Below are 17918 nucleotides of genomic sequence, written 5' to 3' on the forward strand. Positions count from 1 at the left end.
GCTTAATCTTGAATGACAACCATATCGTCACGATGAAGGACCTCAGCGCCATAGTCATAGCCCAGTGTGTCAGCAATTTCTTTACTGTGCTTACCTGCTATTTTCGCCAGATCTGTATCGGAGTAGCCACAAATTCCCTTTGCAACCAACGCTCCGTCTTTGGTTGTCACACGCACCACTTCGCCTCGAGCAAAGCGGCCTGATACTTTTACGACGCCTTTCGCCAACAAGCTACTGCCTTTGCCGATAACTGCATTCACCGCGCCTGCGTCAATCACAATATTGCCTGTTGCAGCAGGGCCTGCCAGAATCCAGCGTTTACGATTTTCCAACGCTTCGGGTAGTGGTAAAAAGCGTGTACCTTGTGGGGTATCTGAGAGTGAATCAAACACCACGTTTTCGGCACTGCCTGCGGCGATAATCACTTCAATACCAGCACGCCTTGCGATGTCTGCCGCCTGGAGTTTGGTGGCCATACCACCGGTACCTAACGTCGTACCGCTTCCACCCGCTATCTTACGCAGTGTTTCATCGATGGTTGTGACTTCTCGAATCAGTTCAGCATTAGGGTCCTTACGCGGATCAGCGGTAAACAGCCCACGCTGGTCCGTTAACAGCAGTAACTTATCTGCGCCGCACAAGATCCCCACCAGAGCTGATAAGTTGTCATTGTCACCGACTTTAATTTCACTAGTGGCGACGGCGTCGTTCTCATTAACCACCGGAATAATGTCATTCTCAACCAATGCGTTGATGGTGTCACGGGCGTTTAGGAAACGCTCACGATCTTCTAGATCGGCACGAGTGAGCAGCATCTGACCAATTTTAAGGCCATAAATCGCAAACAGAGACTCCCAAACCTGAATCAACTGACTTTGTCCGACCGCAGCCAGTAGCTGCTTGCTCGCCATAGAATTGGGAAGTGCGGGGTAACCCAGATGCTCACGTCCAGCCGCAATCGCACCCGAAGATACCATCACTACTGAATGGCCTAGCTTCTTGAGCTCAGCACATTGTCTAACGAGTTCCACCATATGCGCTTTATTCAGCGCTAAGGAACCCCCTGTCAGGACGCTGGTTCCCAACTTCACCACGACAGTTTTCTTGTCTGTCGCTTGACGATTAATATCCGTTGTCATCTCTGTTTGTTTGACGTGAAAAGTTTAATAAGGAGTGATGTTTTAGCAATCAAACATCATTTGTACAAGTAAAAAGTGAGAAGAATGAAAAAGTAGAACAAAAAAGGCCTCAATCGCAATGTTGAGGCCCTCTCTACGTTATACGAACTCCACCGAGTCGTCATCAATGGTCACATCCAGAGAGAACTTCTCCTTCAACATTGTAACCAATTTTTCGTGAAACGCTTCCTGAGTACGAGTGATCTCAGCTAATGCTGATTTTGGGGTCTGCTCCAGAACCCATTCACCCACCTGGTTGTAACGCCCCATTTGATAGGTTGCCTCAAATGTTTGCTCAACCAGAGATAGATCTAGCCACCAACCCCAAAACTCTCTGTCTTCCGGAGACTTGGTATCATCGACACAGACAGATAAGCAATCGAAGTGATAACTACCATCCTTACAAAGAGGCTCCCTTAGGTAAGGCCCAATAGCCTTTAGAGCTGATATCAAACGATAATGAGTAGGGGCTTTAGCCGCTTCTGACATAGTGAAACTCCGTTTCTATGTTGAATGAGTTATTGAACTGAAATAGCGTTAATTTTAATTAGATATTTATTGTTTTATCATATAGTTGATTACATGCTTATTTCATACTTAACTAAATCAACACAAATGTCACCTCAAAAGTTCATCCTCTAACCACTTTATCGCCATTTCGAGGGATTGCTCATACCCTTTAGCAATGCCCTTAGCCGGGATTTCCTTAGCCTTTCCGTAGTGACTGAACATCGCCAACAACTTGTTATCTGACAACGGAGAAATCATGTCTCCCTCCATGCTCAGCGCCAGAATCGGTACCTTAGTGCGTCTGGAAGTCAAAAAACCCTGAACCTTCAATGACCACGCAGTCAGTTGTCCTGCCAGGCTGTTAATGTCTACCGCGTCTTTCCCTAGTCGTGAAGCCAGCATGTCCAGATACATCTTAGGCATCTGTTGAATCATCTTGGGATTCGCCAGACAACTATGTATCGGAGCCCCCAGGGTGACACAGGCCTTGATCCTATCCTGTTCCAGAAAAGACAACCTCGCCATCGCATTACCACCAAAACGGAACCCAAGCAGACCCACCTTAAAATGGTCTACCCAGGGGATAGCTGGCAACTCATTCAAAACCGCCTGGTGCAGGCAGGAGGTGTCTTCGGTTAGTGGCCAGTGAGAACTGTGACCAATGGAGGGCATATCAACGGTCAGCATAGCAATTCCCGCGGGGGCCAGATAATCCCGGAACAAGCGCCACATGTCTGTCTGTAAAGAGTCCAGGCCGGCGCTAACAATAACAACAGGCTGGGGTTTATCCGTACTGACCAGATGAAGATTAGCGATGATTCGCTTGTTCTGATAAGGCACTTCAATTTGCTTAATGATATGGCTGGTGCGTTTCGCTGCCTCGTTATAGGCTGTATTCGCCAACACTTGAGACTGTATCGCCAGGTTATCCCTTTTAAGGTGAGGATAACCGGCAATACTGAAACATAAAGAGGCTTTAAATAACTCTTCGGCCGCTTGGTCACCCTCTCCATCATTGGCCTTCTTCTGGTGTTGCATACCCAGTCTGGTCCACTCGTAATTCCAGTTACCACTGTGATAGCCCATTACAGTATCAAGCCACTCATCCGTTGTTCTGGAGTGTTCAGAGCTGGCAATACGCGCTAACACACTCTCTTGCTCTATCGGGTCTATCCCCTGCCACACCCATTGCAAACGCGATAGATTCCGGTACCAGGAACTCGGATTTTCTGCACGACGCTGCTCTAGAATCTTCTCACTGCTTGGCATATATCGAATCAGCCGAGAGGTTTCCTTCGCCTGTTTATTTTTCTCAAATAGAGTTTCAGAGATGTTTTTGCTGATTTCTTCAGACATGGGCGGACCTTTTAATGGAGCTGTAACCTATATAGTAATAAAAAAAATGACCCAATAAAGGGTCATTTTTCGCAAATACAGTTTGTAATGCTTACTTTTGCTTACGGTTGATAGGCTCAACGTAGGCTAATGCCATATCCCAAGGTTGCTCAATCCAGCAATCTTGCGCGATATCGACAATGTACTCATCCACAAGCTCAACACCTGCAGGTTTTGCACAAACAGTAACAAGTTTAGCTTTAGGGTACATTTCGCGGATCTTGCGCGCAGTGTCGCCACTGTCTACGAGATCATCAACGATTAGGTAACCTTCACCATCATGCTCAGGTGCTTTTAGCACTGTCATGTCACGCTGATGATCGTGATCGTAGCTAGAGATACATACTGTATCTACATAACGAATACCTAGCTCACGAGCCAGAATAGCAGCAGGAACCAGACCGCCACGACTTACGCCGATGATGCCTTTCCATTGCTCAGCTGGCATTTGACGCTCAGCAAGTTGACGGCAATATGCGTGCATATTGTCCCATGTGATGATGAATTTGTTAGCCATAGTAAAAACCTAATTAAAACGTGTTCGTGTCTTATGCTGCCACAATGTACTTGAAGATAAAGATTGCTGACATTACCCATACACTCATAGATACGTCGCGTCCTTTACCACTCAATGCCTTAATTGCAGCATAAGCGATGAAACCTAGAGAAATGCCTTCCGCGATTGAGAAAGTGAAAGGCATCAGCAAGCAAGTGACCACTACTGGCGCAGCTTCCGTAATGTCTCTCCAGTCAATGCCAACCAGACCAGACATCATTAGAATCGCTACGTAGAACAGTGCACCAGCCGTTGCATAAGCCGGGATCATGCCCGCCAAAGGCGAGAAGAATAAAGCAAGTACGAACAAAATGCCAACTACAACTGCAGTTAGACCTGTACGACCACCTGCGGCAACACCAGCCGTACTTTCTACATAAGAAGTTGTGTTTGATGTACCTAGTAGTGCACCTACTGATGTCGCTGTTGAATCAGCCAATAGAGCTTTGTTCAGACGAGGAATTTTGCCATCTTTACCAATAAGGTCTGCTTTTTGAGCCACACCAACCAGCGTGCCCGCAGTATCGAACAAGTCAACAAATAGGAAAGCAAAAACAACTGAAATCATGCCAATCTCGAACACTGCCGAGAAATCTAGCTGCATGAATGTTGGTGCGATGCTTGGTGGTGTCGACATGATGCCGCCCCACTGAACGTCACCAAAAACAAGGCCTAGGCCTGTCACTGCCAGGATCGCAATCATTACCGCACCCTTCACGCCGCGGTGAACCAGAGCGATAGTGATAAAGAAGCCCACTGCTGCTAACGTCGCAGGAAGAGAAGTAATGTGACCTAGAGAAACCAATGTCGCAGGGTTGTCGACGACAATACCAGCATTTTTTAGTGCGATAAGCGCAAGAAACAAGCCAATACCTGCTGAGATACCGGTACGAAGCGACATGGGAATAGAGTTAATAATCCACTCACGAATTTTAAATATGCTGAGTAGAATGAACAGCACACCCGAGCAGAATACCGCTGCCAGCGCCACCTGCCATGTATAACCCATTCCCAAGACTACCGCGTAGGTAAAGAACGCATTGAGTCCCATACCAGGAGCCTGAGCGATTGGATAGTTCGCCACAAAGCCCATGATAAAACAGCCGATAGCTGCTGCTAAACAGGTAGCAACGAATACTGCGCCGCGATCCATGCCTGCGTCAGCCAGAATAGCTGGGTTAACAAAAATAATGTAAGCCATCGTCAGGAAGGTTGTGATACCTGCGATGATCTCAGTGCGCACAGTTGTGCCATTTTCACTGAGCTTAAACAGCCTTTCGAGCATAATCGAATCCCTAAAAGTGTAAAAAGTAAACGGTTGCGTAAACGATTGGCGCGAATTATAAGGTTATAAAAAGGCAAATTCCACCTAGAATTTAGACTCTAATCCAATTATTTTCGCTTTCATATGAAACCTATCCGCTAACGATTAGTAACAATTTGAGACAGTTATCCAATCATCAGTTAGATCCAGTGTAGTAACTGAGCTTTCTGATTGTCTGGTTTTTGCACAGTTTGTGAGGTAAATACGGCGGCTGGAGGGCGCATGAGGCAAAAAAAACGCCACTCTTTTGAGTGGCGGTAGAATAATCTGGTCATCAATTGGGGTAATATAACCAACAATAAATTCTAAATAATAGGGGTATAACTCGTTAACTTATCTACCGAAGTAGACGTTGTACGCGAAGTCTTTTGTGTATACGTTTTGATTCGTCCAAAACATCGCGCTTGCTAAACCTTTCATAACATCACCTTCTGACAAAACATGAAAAAATTGCTTTGAGTCTCGGTTCCTTGGAGGCGATAAATCGGGCTCTAATCCTTGAACAATTTCGTTGAATCACTCAACTGTTCAAAAGAATACCATATTGAATTTAAATTACAAGCATAAAAGCGATCTGCATCACACTAATTTCATTTATGACCTTTTTTATTCATTATTCTGTAATTTTATTACAGATATTTATATCAATAATATGCCTTGAGTAGCATTTAGACTGACTGGAGTTCATAACAATGATCACCACACGTTTGCCCCATTTTACTACTACCTGTTTACAAGTAATGATATCCTTTGCTTCATCTTTAATAAGCTAGAAAATCAGATGGTCACATTGCAAAAGACTCAATCTGAGGATGAACTATCTAGCAAAGCCCGAGTAAAGGAGAGTTCCGTGTCTGAATTCCATTCTGAAATCAGCAGCTTGTCACCTGCACCTGTTTGGCAGTTTTTCGATAAAATCTGCTCTATCCCTCACCCTTCTAAGCACGAAGAAGCGCTAGCTGAGTACATTGTAGGTTGGGCAAAAGAGCAAGGTCTTGAAGTCAAGCGCGATAAAACCGGTAACGTATTCATTAAAAAGCCCGCTACTGCTGGTATGGAAAACAAGAAAGGTGTGGTACTCCAAGCTCACATCGATATGGTACCGCAGAAAAATGAAGATACTGACCACGACTTCACGACAGATCCTATTCAGCCATACATCGACGGTGAATGGGTAACAGCAAAAGGCACCACACTAGGAGCCGATAATGGTATCGGTATGGCCACATGTCTGGCGGTTCTGGCGTCTAACGACATCCAGCACGGCCCACTTGAAGCACTACTGACAATCGATGAAGAAGCGGGCATGACAGGGGCATTTGGCCTTGAAGCAGGTTGGTTAGAAGGTGATATTCTTCTGAACACTGACTCTGAGCAAGAAGGCGAAGTCTACATGGGCTGCGCGGGAGGTATCGATGCAGCCTTGACGTTTGATATCACGCGTGACGCAGCGCCTCAAGGTTACATCGCTCGCCAATTGACACTTAAAGGTCTGAAAGGCGGACACTCTGGTTGCGATATCCATACTGGTCGTGGTAACGCAAACAAACTGTTGGGTCGTTTTTTGGCCGGTCATGCAAAGGAACTGGATGCACGCCTGATTGAGTTTCGTGGTGGCAGTCTGCGTAACGCGATTCCACGTGAAGGTTTTGTCACTCTGGCTTTGCCAGAAGCTAACCTTGGCAAACTGGAAGAGTTATACAGCTTCTACACCGAGTTGCTCAAATCTGAACTAGGCGCAGTAGAAACCGATATTGTGTCTTTCAATGAACCGGCCGATCTTTCTGATGTCTTCTCCAGTGACTCTCAGTCACGCTTTATCGGGGCACTCAACGCCTGTCCAAATGGTGTTATTCGTATGAGCGACGACATCGAGGGTGTAGTGGAAACTTCTTTGAACGTTGGCGTGATCACGACTGAAGCAGACAAAGTTGAAGTGCTTTGCTTAATTCGTTCATTGATCGACTCTGGCCGCTCGCAAGTTGAGGGCATGCTGGCATCTATTGCAGAGCTTGCTGGTGCCACCATAGAGTGCTCAGGTGCATACCCGGGCTGGAAGCCAGATCCTGAATCTGAAATCATGGCGCTTTTCCGTGATATGTATGAAGGTATCTACGGTCACAAGCCAAACATTATGGTGATCCACGCAGGTCTTGAATGCGGCCTGTTCAAAGAACCGTATCCGAACATGGACATGGTATCTTTCGGTCCAACAATTAAGTTCCCTCACTCTCCAGATGAGAAAGTGAAAATCGATACAGTTGAGCTGTTCTGGAACCAGATGGTTGCACTACTAGAAGCGATTCCTGCCAAGGCATAATCGCGTAAAACTCATCAAAGAAAAGCCGATGTTTAACCAAAACATCGGCTTTTTTGTTTAATATCAATTGGGGGTTTTGAGTTTCTTTATGACCCTGTGTATATTGAGACCAGTTATCATTTATAGAGAAAATCATTATGCAAGTTTACGGTTGTTGTGAATTAGTTCGCGAAATTTACGCTCAGATTGGTAGTGGTGACCAGGCCTACATTCCACAAGCCATTTCATGCGCAGTTCGTGCGCTCAACGATGTGGCAGCAGATGAAAATCTGCCAAAAGAAGTTCGCGAAAAAGCCGCCTTTGCTGCTGCGAATCTGTTGATATCTGACTTTGAAGACAAATAGGAGTCAGCAATGAACCTAGCCAACTTTGAAACTATGGACCCGGTCATGCTGATGAGCATTGTCAATATGAAGCTTCGAGACGATTTTGGTGGCGATATTGATAAACTGACCAGCTATTTCGACATCAGCAAACCTGCACTCATCGACAAGTTGGCCAGTGCTGGCTTTGAATTCTTACCAGAGGCTGGTCAGTTCAGGTAACAAGAGCCGCCAGACTCTTTATGCTTTAGGTCTGGCGGCCTTTCCCTATTTCAGCTTAACCAAATGATGCCCAGATCACTGTCATCACCAGAATCGGACAAACGAACTTGACATAAAGAGGCCAGATTTTTCCGAACCACCCCAACTGGAAGTCCGGACAACCCTGTTCCAGTTCTTTGATTTTGCTAGCCCGACTCCACACCCAACCACCAAACAGGCAGAACAGGAGTGCTGCGATAGGCTGTAAGTACTGGGTCGCGACCATGGCAACCAATCCAAACATGTCAGCAAAATTAAACACGATGTAGATACTAAACAAGGCAATCAAAGTACCGAGTACCCAACTGGTTTTCTTTCGACCGGTATCAAAGCGTTCATCCACCAGGGCAACCGGACACTCGAGCATTGAAATTGATGAAGTCAGGGCTGCGATAGTCAGCAGCAAAAAGAACACTACCGAGAAAATGAGTCCCAACAACCCTAATGACTCAAACATCAGAGGAAGAACCGTAAACACCAGTGTGTCAGAGCTCAGTAGTGAGCCATCATCTGCGTAGATTTGAACTCCTTTCTGCATGGCCACAAACATAGCAGGCATCACCACTAATCCAGCGATAAACGCGACTGACGTATCGACTAACGTCACATTCATTGCCATTTTTGGCAGATTCTCTTTCTTCGACAGATACGATCCATATATCAACATGGAACAGCCCCCGATAGTGAGTGAGAAGAAGCCCTGTCCCATAGCCGCCAGAATAAGTTTTCTGTCCCATACTTTTTCAAAATCCGGGATCAGATAATGCTTTAATCCCTCTACGGCCCCCTGTTGCATCATGATATAGATGAAGAGCAATGCAAACAGAACGAACAGTGAGGGCATCAGGCGCGTCGACCACTTTTCAATGCCCTGTTTAACCCCTCCTTGAACAATGAGTACCGTGAAAAGATAAAACAACACAGTACCAAACACATTGCGCTCAGCACTGAATCCTTTCAACCATTCGGCTACCTGCTGTAAGCCAACAATGTCTGCCAGCGCACCCAGCAAGAAACAGATGAGCCATCCCCCTACAATCGAGTAAAAGGCCAATACTGCACAAGGCACGGCCAGCCCAATCCATCCCACTAAACCACCAATATGCTGACCGATTGGATGCTGGGTAACAGATTTCATACTATCTACTGGGTTCGCCTGACCGTGTCGACCTATCCCCATTTCGACCACTAACATAGGGAAGGCAACAACGAAAATCATCACCAGATAAACAAGCAAAAAGGCACCACCACCATTGCTTGCCGCCTGAGTTGGAAAGCCCCAGATGTTACCCAATCCCACAGCCGCGCCCGCTGCCGCCAGAATAAAGCCCAGTCTGGAACCAAAGTGCTCTCTCGGAGCTGAAGATGTACTTGAAATATCCACTGTCATTATCATAGTGTACTAGTTTGCTGGTACACTATGATAAAAATGACTCCAGAGCAAATGTTTTAGTCGATAGCTCTGGCTTTTATTTACTATTCAATCGTAAATGTTTATAGACAGGGAGTTATTGGTGAAGAATTCAACCATACCGCTTAGAAGGCAAAAGAATCATCTAATGTGTTTGGCTACATTCATTGTGAGAGCTTAAGCAAAGTGCTTTTGGAAAGCGATCCCCAATTTCGTGAGGATCTTGGGTAATAGTCGTGCCCTCAACCCTGCATTCAGAGTATCGTTGACACCGTCTCGGGACCTATTATCAAATGGTAAACACCTGATAATCTTTCAACTCAGGAATCTTCTTCTGGAGTTGCTGTTCTTGTTCAGCCACCTCATTCAGGGAGTCACAATACTCTTTCGCCTGCAGCTTCAAAGACTCAGATTGCGCCTTCATTGTTTCTGACATTCGAGTTTTAAGTTCATCCATCTGTCGCGAAAGCTCAGTCAGATTGAGGCCACCCTCATCTTTCATCTTTTCTTGCAACGCCGTAAATGCACTGCTAAAAAACTCTGTGTTAAACACTTCTTTGGCTTTCGCCAGATCTTGCTCCCAGTTGTCCATAAATGAACTGAAGGCTTCTGACTTCAGCACAAAGTCGCCGTCGTTCTCATAACGTGACTTGATATCCGCGAAAAACTCACCAACCGCCTGCTTCACATTTTGAAAAGCCTCAGAATTGTCGAAACTTTCCGCGACATCGTCAATAAGATCATTTGTAAGATCGAGACCGTTTTCTGCGAGCTCTTTCGCTTTCGGGACGTATTTATTCATATTCTCGCGATAACTGTCGAGAGCGTCCTGTTGCAACGAGTCCAGTTCAATCGCTCTTCCGTCGATATATAGATTGTTGTCTTCGTCAATGAGCACTTTGGATGATGATTTGACGATCTCAACCTGTTCACCGTCAAGATGGACTTCATTTTTGATGTCCACGCCACACTGACCAAACGCGTGTACATTATTCGCCATTAATGCAGTACCCAGAAAGACGATAGAGACTGCCGTTATTTGCCGTAGCTTCATAATAAATCCTAGTCAACAACGATTATTCGATCGAGATAATAGCATAGTGACAGACCTTCCCTGCGATAGAAAGACTCACTTCCTCATCACGACTTTGTCCTAGCAGCGACTTTCCTAACGGAGAGTGCGGGGTTACCACTGTGACACCATAACCGGGTATACTTATCCCACCAGCACAAGGCAAAACAAAGTACCAGGCAGTGCGCTCTGAATCATCCTCCAACTGCACTAACGCTGTTAGCCCTACTTTATTGTCACCTGAAAATGGACGTAATACGGTTGTTCTAAGCGCCGTTATATCATTCTTAACTTGTTCTAAACGCATTGCCTGCCCATGAGCAAGATAAGAGGCTTCTAAGGCCAGTGTGTCGTATTTATGCTCCGGCACTGTCTCCTCGTTTGTTGCTGCATCGACAGTCTGCTCCATCGCCGAGACTAAAGTCGCGACTTTACTTTCTAGCTCATCAATCACTGCACTCAGCAGCACTTTCTTATCCATATCATTCCTCAAACATTGAAAGCTGCCGTGCCTGCTCCAAAGGCTCAAGCATCACACTAAGTCCTAGTAACCGAATCTCTCTGCCCTGCTGCCTTTGAAGAACTTCACGAAGAAGCTGTCTAAAATAGGCAAGATCTAATTGGTTGTGAACGTGTTCAATGGTCGTCAGTTTAAAGTCCGCAAACTTTACCTTAATTCCCTGCTTGATGACATTGCGTTTCGGTTGAGCACGGTTTAGTCGTTCCTGCAACTCAGGGTAAAGCTTGTCTTCAATCACCTGCCAACACTCATCAAAGCTTTCGATGTTGACGCTAAAAGTTCGCTCTACCCCTATGGATTTACGCTCTCTCTCAACTACGACTTCTCGCTCATCAATTCCATGACTCTTCTTCCACAGTGACGCCCCCAGGCGGCCAAAACGGACAATTAACTCACGGTAATCACTATTGCGTATGTCCAGACATGTGTAAAAACCCGCTTTGTTGAGCTTTTCTAAACTGACCTTACCTACGCCTGAGATTTTGCCTAAGTCAAGCTCATCGACCACTTGCTGTACTTGACTTGGCGGAATAACGAACTGGCCATTGGGTTTGTTCATATCAGAAGCTATTTTCGCGAGAAACTTAAGGGGAGCGACCCCAGCAGATGCCGTCAGATGAAGTTCATTCCAGATATCATTACGGATACTTTGTGCTATGCGTGTTGCCGAGTTCTGACAGTGAGGTGAATCCGTAACATCAAGATAAGCTTCATCCAGTGACAAGGGTTCAATGAGAGAAGTATAGCGAGAAAAAATTTCCCGTATTTGCTTTGAAGTTTCTTTATAGACGTGCATTCTGCCAGGCACCAGAAGCAAGTTTGGACAAAGCTTCAATGCCTGCGCAGTCGGCATCGCTGAGCGCACACCAAACTTTCTCGCCTCGTAATTGCATGTACTGATCACTCCGCGCTGGCGTTCACTACCGCCTACTGCCAGTGGTTTTCCTCGATAGTGGGGGTTGTCGCGCATCTCTACAGCTGCATAAAAACAATCCATATCCACATGAATAAATTTGCGAATGGTGTCTGACACGATGTTATTTACTGTTCATTTATACAGCTAAAGTATACGACTTTTTCGCCCTTTCTCAAACAAAAAGACCAGAGCTTAACTCTGGTCTTTTCAACTGTATTAGATTCGATTATGCGATTCGGTCTTTTTCCCAGGCCGCGAGTTTTTCTGCTCGAGCCTGTTCACGTGCCTCACGCTTTTTACGTGCATCACATGGTTCAGGACAATTACAAACCTTGTCGATACCCACAGCGCCAAGGCCACCACAGCTACCTTTAACAACTTTTTTCTGGAAGATATAGCCTACGGACATCGCAACAATAACGGCCAGAAAGACGCCAAATGTGATTAAAAATGTACTCATGATGATAACCCGTTATTTGTTCAGATAAGGTTTGAATGCTTCGGATGCTAGCTCTTCAAAACCGTCTTCTGTTTTTACAATAATAAATGCTGGAATGTTATACTGTTCAGCCACTTCTAGCGCCTTCTCTTCACCCAGAACCATCAGTCCGGTTGCCAGACCGTCCGCTGTCATTGATGACTTATCGAGTACGGTTACCGACACTACTTTGTTGTCAATCGGCTTGCCCGTTGATGGGTCGATAATGTGAGAGTAGCGAATACCATCCTTCTCGAAGTAATTGCGATAATCACCTGACGTGGCAATGGCCATATCACCCGGCTCTATGATTTCCTGAACATTACGCTCATCCGCCGACGGTTTCTCAATTGCGATACGCCACTTTACGCCTTCACGGTTTAATCCTTTCAAACGCATTTCACCGCCCACCTCTACCATATAATCCTGAATACCAATGTTCTCAAGATAATTCGCCAGAACGTCGACGCCCCAGCCTTTTGCGATAGTCGACAGATCCACGTACAGACTACGAAGATCTTTCTTCAGCGTTACTTCTGTCGCTGATAGGTGTTCAATACCTGTTTGCGCTTTTCTTTCTGCCAGTTGCTCCTCTGTTGGTACTACCTCAGGTCTGGCTTCTGGACCAAAGCCCCAGAGATTTACTAAAGGACCGACCGTCACATCTAGCGCGCCTAGGGTCACTTCATTCAGGCGAATGGCCTCATTCACCACTATTGCGGTCTCTTTAGACACAGGAAACGGCTCTGTACCGTAAAAACGATTAAAGCGACTCAATTCAGAATCCTGACGATAGGTCGACATCTGATCGTTCACTTCTTCAAGTAGTCGGTTGATCTCTGCCTGAATCGTTTCTGGCTTTGGTGTATTGTCTGTGACGATATACTTAACATTGTAGATAGTACCCATTGTCGGGCCACTCAGGTGTACCTGCTCACGGTTATTTCCGCATGCGGTTAGTACCAATGCAGCAGCGAAACCCAGAATGATGAATTTTGCTTTTTGAGCTAGATGAAACATGCCCTTACTCACCTATGTTATTAAAAGTATTTGTGTTTATGCCAAAGCTGACGCAAACAGAACTACTCTAAAATGTTCGACTCTTTTAAAACACAAATGGCCGGCTCACATGAGCCAGCCATGTTTTCACTTCAAAAGTGATTAACCACCGAAGTCATCAAGAAGGATGTTTTCATCTTCTACACCGAGGTCTTTCAGCATGCCGATTACAGCAGCGTTCATCATCGGTGGACCACACATGTAGTATTCACAATCTTCTGGCGCTTCGTGATCTTTGAGGTAGTTCTCATAGATGACGTTGTGGATAAAGCCTGTGTAGCCATCCCAGTTATCTTCTGGCATCGGATCTGACAGAGCTACGTGCCACTGGAAGTTGTCATTTTCAGCCTGTAGGCCGTCAAAATCTTCTACATAGAACATCTCACGACGAGAACGAGCACCATACCAGAATGACATCTTACGCTTAGACTTCAGACGCTTAAGCTGGTCAAAGATGTGCGAACGCATAGGTGCCATACCTGCACCACCACCGATAAAGACCATCTCGTTGTCTGTTTCTTTCGCAAAGAACTCACCAAATGGACCAGAGATAGTACACTTGTCACCTTCTTTAAGCGACCAGATAAACGAAGACATGATACCAGGTGGTACATCAGGATTATTAGGCGGCGGCGTAGCGATACGCACGTTCAGCATAATAATGCCTTCTTCTTCTGGATAGTTAGCCATTGAGTATGCTCGGATGCATTCTTCATTAACCACTGACTCGTAGCGGAACAGGTTAAACTTGTCCCAGTCTTCGCGGTACTCATCTGGTACGTCGAAGTCTGAGTATTTAACATGGTGAGCCGGAGCTTCGATCTGGATGTAACCACCAGCACGGAAAGGTACTGATTCGCCATCTGGAATCCGTAGCTTAAGCTCTTTAATGAATGTCGCTTTGTTATCGTTAGAGATAACCGTACATTCCCACTTCTTAACACCGAAGATTTCTTCTGGAAGTTCGATGTCCATGTCAGTCTTCATGTTTACCTGACAAGCCAGACGCTCACCTTCACGCGCTTCACCTTTTGTAATGTGGTCAAGCTCGGTAGGCAGAATGTCACCACCACCAGATTTCACTTTCACGCGGCACTGACCACAAGAGCCACCACCACCACAAGCAGAAGAGACGAATACGCCAGCACCAGCCAGAGCACTCAGAAGCTTACCGCCTGGTTGAGTTACGATTGCCTTCTCAGGATCGCCGTTTACAGAGATCGTGATGTCGCCTGTTGGTACTAGCTTAGATTTAGCGAACAAAATCACTAAAACCAGGGCTAGAACAATCAGCGTAAACATCACTACACCAAGAATAATGTCCATTGACTATTCCTTATACCTTACAGTTGAACACCAGAGAAAGACATGAAGCCTAGTGCCATCAGACCTACAGTGATGAACGTGATACCAAGACCACGCAGACCAGGAGGTACGTCAGAGTACTTCATCTTCTCACGGATACCCGCTAGCGCAACGATAGCTAGCATCCAACCCACACCAGAACCAAAGCCGTAAACGACTGACTCTGCAAAGTTGTAATCACGCTGTACCATGAATGATACGCCACCAAAGATCGCACAGTTAACCGTGATTAGCGGTAGGAAGATACCTAGTGCGTTATACAAAGGTGGGAAGAAGCGGTCCAGTACCATCTCTAGGATTTGTACTAGTGCTGCGATTACACCGATAAAGGTAATAAAGTTCAGGAAGCTAAGGTCGACACCTGCAACCAGCGCGTTTTCTTTTAGAACCAGGTTATAAAGCAGGTTGTTTACCGGTACTGCTACTGTCAGCACCACGATAACCGCTACACCCAGACCGAAAGACGTTTTCACCTTCTTTGATACCGCTAGGAATGTACACATACCTAGGAAGAAAGAGAGCGCCAAGTTTTCGATGAAAATCGACTTAACCAGTAAGCTAATATAATGTTCCATGACTACCTTACTCCTTCGCTTCTACTTGTTCTGGTTTGATAATACGAATTACCCAGATCAGGAAGCCGATTAGGAAGAACGCCGAAGGCGCTAGTAGCATCATACCATTTGGCTGATACCAACCACCGTTACTCACTAGTGGTAGTACTTCCATACCGAACAGCTTGCCCGAACCAAATAGTTCACGGAAGAAGCCAACAGTAATAAGAACAAAGCCATAACCCAGACCGTTACCAATACCATCGATAAGTGATGGCAAAGGCTCAGACTTCATAGCAAATGCTTCTGCGCGACCCATTACGATACAGTTGGTAATGATAAGACCAACGAATACCGAAAGCTGCTTAGAGATATCGTATAGATACGCTTTCAGGATCTGGTCTACCACGATTACCAATGATGCAATGATCGCCATCTGAACGATGATACGCACGCTATTTGGAATATGGTTACGAATTAGAGATACGAAGAAGTTAGACAATGCAGTAACGAAGATTACTGCCAGCGTCATAACAAATGCTGTCTCTAGCTTTGTGGTTACTGCAAGAGCAGAACACACACCAAGAACTTGAAGTGCGATCGGGTTGTTATCCAACACCGGCACCAACAGGCTCTTTTTCATATCTTTAGCACTAGACATTAGTTCAGACCTCCGTCACGAACTTTTGCTAGGAATGGACCAAAGCCCATATCACCCAACCAGAAGTCAAACGTACCTTGAACGCCGTTACCTGTCAGTGTTGCTCCAGATAGACCGTCAACACCGTGCTCAGAACCTTCAGGTGCGCCACCTTTTACGACTGCAATCGCTGGCTTGAAGTTTTCATCAAACAGTTTTTTGCCAACGAACTGTGCGCGCCAAGATGGGTTTTCGATTTCGCCACCCAATCCCGGAGTTTCACCTTGCTCATAGTATGTAATACCGTTCACAGTATTACCGTCTGTTTGAACCGCAACGAACGCGTACATCATAGACCAAAGGCCTGTACCGTGAACTGGCAAAATAATGCTGCTCACTTCTCCGTCTTGCTTAACCAGATACACGGTACCTACGTTTGCACGACGAATGATCTTGGCAAAGTCCTGGTCTGCAGTAAGACGAATAGACTCCGATGGGTCTTTCGCTGCCTTACGCTGATCGTAGCTGTTTGCATCGCTGCCATCAGGCGTTGTCTCTACGAATTCACCTGTGGTGAAATCGACCAGACGCGGCTCAATATATTGGCTGTAAAGCTCAGCAACTGAACCTTCCGCTTCAATACCGGCTACTTCGATGATTTTTGACTGTTTGTCTAGTAATGCGTTCGCGCGTTGCTTGTCACGCAGACCTACTGCTGCAAGCGATACAACGATTGAGCACACTAAGCTCAACGCGATAACAACAAACAGCGTCTTTTTAATGCTATCGTTATTACTTGCCATAGCGTGCTTCTCTCCGTTTGATGTTCTTCTCGATCACAAAGTGGTCGAATAGAGGTGCGAACAGGTTAGCAAATAGGATTGCTAGCATCATACCTTCAGGGTACGCCGGGTTAACCACACGGATCATGACACACATTGCGCCAATCAAAATACCGTATGCCCATTTACCCTTGTTAGTAAACGATGCAGAAACAGGGTCCGTTGCCATAAAGAACATACCAAATGCGAAGCCACCCAGAACCAGGTGCCAGTGCCAAGGCATTGCAAACAGTGCATTGGTGTCAGAGCCAACAACGTTGAACAGAGTGGCCACTGCAATCATACCGATCATTACACCAGCAATAATGCGCCATGACGCAATACCCATGTAAACGATCATTGCCGCGCCAATCATCAGTGCTAGCGTTGATACCTCACCAATCGAGCCTGGGATGTTACCGATGAACGCATCCATCCAAGTGATTGTTTGACCAGTGATGTTGTTAATTAGTGCGCCTTCGCCACCTTGTGCCCATTGGCTCAGTGCTGTTGCACCAGAGAAGCCGTCAGCCGCAACCCATACTACGTCACCCGAGATTTGAGCCGGATAAGCGAAGAATAGGAAAGCACGGCCAGCAAGCGCTGGGTTAAGGAAGTTACGACCCGTACCACCAAAGATTTCTTTCGCGACAACAACACCAAAGGTAATACCTAGCGCTGCTTGCCAAAGAGGAAGTGTTGGCGGAACGATCAATGCGAAAAGGATAGAAGTAACAAAGAAGCCTTCATTCACTTCGTGCTTACGCACCATACAGAACAGCACTTCCCAGAAACCACCAACAATAAAGACTGTCGCGTAGATAGGCAGGAAGTAAGTCGCACCCAGGATCATCTTACTGCCCCAACCCGCATCGGTGCCTAGCGTGCCGCCAAGACCTTGAGTTAGCCAGTAGTGCCAGTTGCCATCGATAACACCCGCAAGCTCTGCGCCCGTGTAAAGATGGTTAAGTGCCATAATGGCTTGGTTACCTGCATTGTACATACCCCAGAACATTGCTGGGAATACCGCGAACCAAACCATGATCATGATGCGTTTTAGGTCAACGCTATCACGGACATGCGAGCTACGTTTCGTGACAAGACCTGGCGTGTAGAATAGCGTTGCCGCTGCTTCATACAGTGCAAACCATTTTTCATGTTTGCCACCTGGCTCGAAATGATGCTCGATATCCTCGAGAAATTTCTTAAGCATGG

The 17918-nt window shown here is 46.1% G+C and carries 19 protein-coding genes; 3 read left to right on the plus strand and 16 right to left on the minus strand.

What is annotated here, in order from left to right; genetic code table 11:
• Positions 1-2: 2 nt before the first annotated feature.
• The 5 genes from proB to C4S60_RS16995 form a co-directional block, all read right to left on the minus strand.
• Complete coding sequence (gene proB / locus C4S60_RS16975; protein ID WP_103881553.1) at positions 3-1139, minus strand: glutamate 5-kinase; 1137 nt, start codon at positions 1137-1139, stop codon at positions 3-5.
• A 138-nt stretch (positions 1140-1277) separates the two neighbouring features.
• Complete coding sequence (gene crl / locus C4S60_RS16980) at positions 1278-1667, minus strand: sigma factor-binding protein Crl (RefSeq protein ID WP_103881554.1); 390 nt, start codon at positions 1665-1667, stop codon at positions 1278-1280.
• A gap of 129 nt (positions 1668-1796) precedes the next feature.
• Positions 1797-3044: an esterase FrsA gene (gene frsA / locus C4S60_RS16985; protein WP_103881555.1), complete on the minus strand. Its 1248-nt coding sequence runs from the start codon at positions 3042-3044 to the stop codon at positions 1797-1799.
• 91 nt (positions 3045-3135) lie between these two features.
• Positions 3136-3600 (minus strand): xanthine phosphoribosyltransferase, encoded by a 465-nt coding sequence (gene gpt, locus C4S60_RS16990; protein WP_103881556.1) that lies wholly within the window; start codon positions 3598-3600, stop codon positions 3136-3138.
• Between the two features lie 31 nt (positions 3601-3631).
• Positions 3632-4924 carry an NCS2 family permease gene (locus C4S60_RS16995; RefSeq protein ID WP_103881557.1) on the minus strand — a complete coding sequence of 431 codons (1293 nt, stop codon included), beginning with the start codon at positions 4922-4924 and terminating at the stop codon, positions 3632-3634.
• Positions 4925-5813: 889 nt separating this feature from the next.
• Between C4S60_RS16995 and C4S60_RS17000 the strand changes: the two genes are divergently transcribed.
• From C4S60_RS17000 to C4S60_RS17010, 3 genes are all read left to right on the plus strand, one after another.
• A complete protein-coding gene (locus C4S60_RS17000; protein WP_103881558.1) occupies positions 5814-7283 on the plus strand; it encodes an aminoacyl-histidine dipeptidase in 1470 nt (489 codons plus the stop codon).
• Between the two features lie 137 nt (positions 7284-7420).
• Positions 7421-7627 (plus strand): YaeP family protein, encoded by a 207-nt coding sequence (locus C4S60_RS17005; protein ID WP_103881559.1) that lies wholly within the window; start codon positions 7421-7423, stop codon positions 7625-7627.
• A 9-nt stretch (positions 7628-7636) separates the two neighbouring features.
• A complete protein-coding gene (locus C4S60_RS17010) occupies positions 7637-7828 on the plus strand; it encodes a DUF4250 domain-containing protein (protein WP_103881560.1) in 192 nt (63 codons plus the stop codon).
• Between the two features lie 55 nt (positions 7829-7883).
• On the opposite strand, the gene C4S60_RS17015 is transcribed toward C4S60_RS17010, so the two are convergent.
• The 11 genes from C4S60_RS17015 to C4S60_RS23710 form a co-directional block, all read right to left on the minus strand.
• Positions 7884-9257: a sodium-dependent transporter gene (locus C4S60_RS17015; protein WP_103881561.1), complete on the minus strand. Its 1374-nt coding sequence runs from the start codon at positions 9255-9257 to the stop codon at positions 7884-7886.
• A 310-nt stretch (positions 9258-9567) separates the two neighbouring features.
• Positions 9568-10278 carry a YggN family protein gene (locus C4S60_RS17020; RefSeq protein ID WP_167390994.1) on the minus strand — a complete coding sequence of 237 codons (711 nt, stop codon included), beginning with the start codon at positions 10276-10278 and terminating at the stop codon, positions 9568-9570.
• Positions 10279-10354: 76 nt separating this feature from the next.
• A complete protein-coding gene (locus C4S60_RS17025; protein ID WP_103881563.1) occupies positions 10355-10831 on the minus strand; it encodes a GreA/GreB family elongation factor in 477 nt (158 codons plus the stop codon).
• A 1-nt stretch (position 10832) separates the two neighbouring features.
• Positions 10833-11903: a DNA polymerase IV gene (dinB, locus tag C4S60_RS17030; protein ID WP_103881564.1), complete on the minus strand. Its 1071-nt coding sequence runs from the start codon at positions 11901-11903 to the stop codon at positions 10833-10835.
• Positions 11904-12012: 109 nt separating this feature from the next.
• Positions 12013-12246: a (Na+)-NQR maturation NqrM gene (gene nqrM / locus C4S60_RS17035; RefSeq protein WP_103881565.1), complete on the minus strand. Its 234-nt coding sequence runs from the start codon at positions 12244-12246 to the stop codon at positions 12013-12015.
• A 12-nt stretch (positions 12247-12258) separates the two neighbouring features.
• Entirely contained in the window at positions 12259-13284 is a 1026-nt protein-coding gene (locus C4S60_RS17040) for an FAD:protein FMN transferase (RefSeq protein WP_103881566.1), read from the minus strand.
• A gap of 141 nt (positions 13285-13425) precedes the next feature.
• Positions 13426-14649, minus strand: a complete 1224-nt coding sequence (nqrF, locus tag C4S60_RS17045) for an NADH:ubiquinone reductase (Na(+)-transporting) subunit F (RefSeq protein ID WP_103881567.1) — start codon at positions 14647-14649, stop codon at positions 13426-13428.
• 17 nt (positions 14650-14666) lie between these two features.
• A complete protein-coding gene (gene nqrE / locus C4S60_RS17050) occupies positions 14667-15263 on the minus strand; it encodes an NADH:ubiquinone reductase (Na(+)-transporting) subunit E (RefSeq protein ID WP_006075182.1) in 597 nt (198 codons plus the stop codon).
• 7 nt (positions 15264-15270) lie between these two features.
• Positions 15271-15903 (minus strand): NADH:ubiquinone reductase (Na(+)-transporting) subunit D, encoded by a 633-nt coding sequence (locus C4S60_RS17055; protein WP_103881568.1) that lies wholly within the window; start codon positions 15901-15903, stop codon positions 15271-15273.
• A complete protein-coding gene (locus C4S60_RS17060; RefSeq protein WP_103881569.1) occupies positions 15903-16685 on the minus strand; it encodes a Na(+)-translocating NADH-quinone reductase subunit C in 783 nt (260 codons plus the stop codon). Before C4S60_RS17060 ends, C4S60_RS17055 begins: the two co-directional genes overlap by 1 nt.
• A complete protein-coding gene (locus tag C4S60_RS23710; RefSeq protein ID WP_208623283.1) occupies positions 16675-17916 on the minus strand; it encodes an NADH:ubiquinone reductase (Na(+)-transporting) subunit B in 1242 nt (413 codons plus the stop codon). Before C4S60_RS23710 ends, C4S60_RS17060 begins: the two co-directional genes overlap by 11 nt.
• Positions 17917-17918 lie beyond the last annotated feature (2 nt).

This window comes from Vibrio hangzhouensis (assembly GCF_900107935.1).
GTDB lineage: Bacteria > Pseudomonadota > Gammaproteobacteria > Enterobacterales > Vibrionaceae > Vibrio > Vibrio hangzhouensis.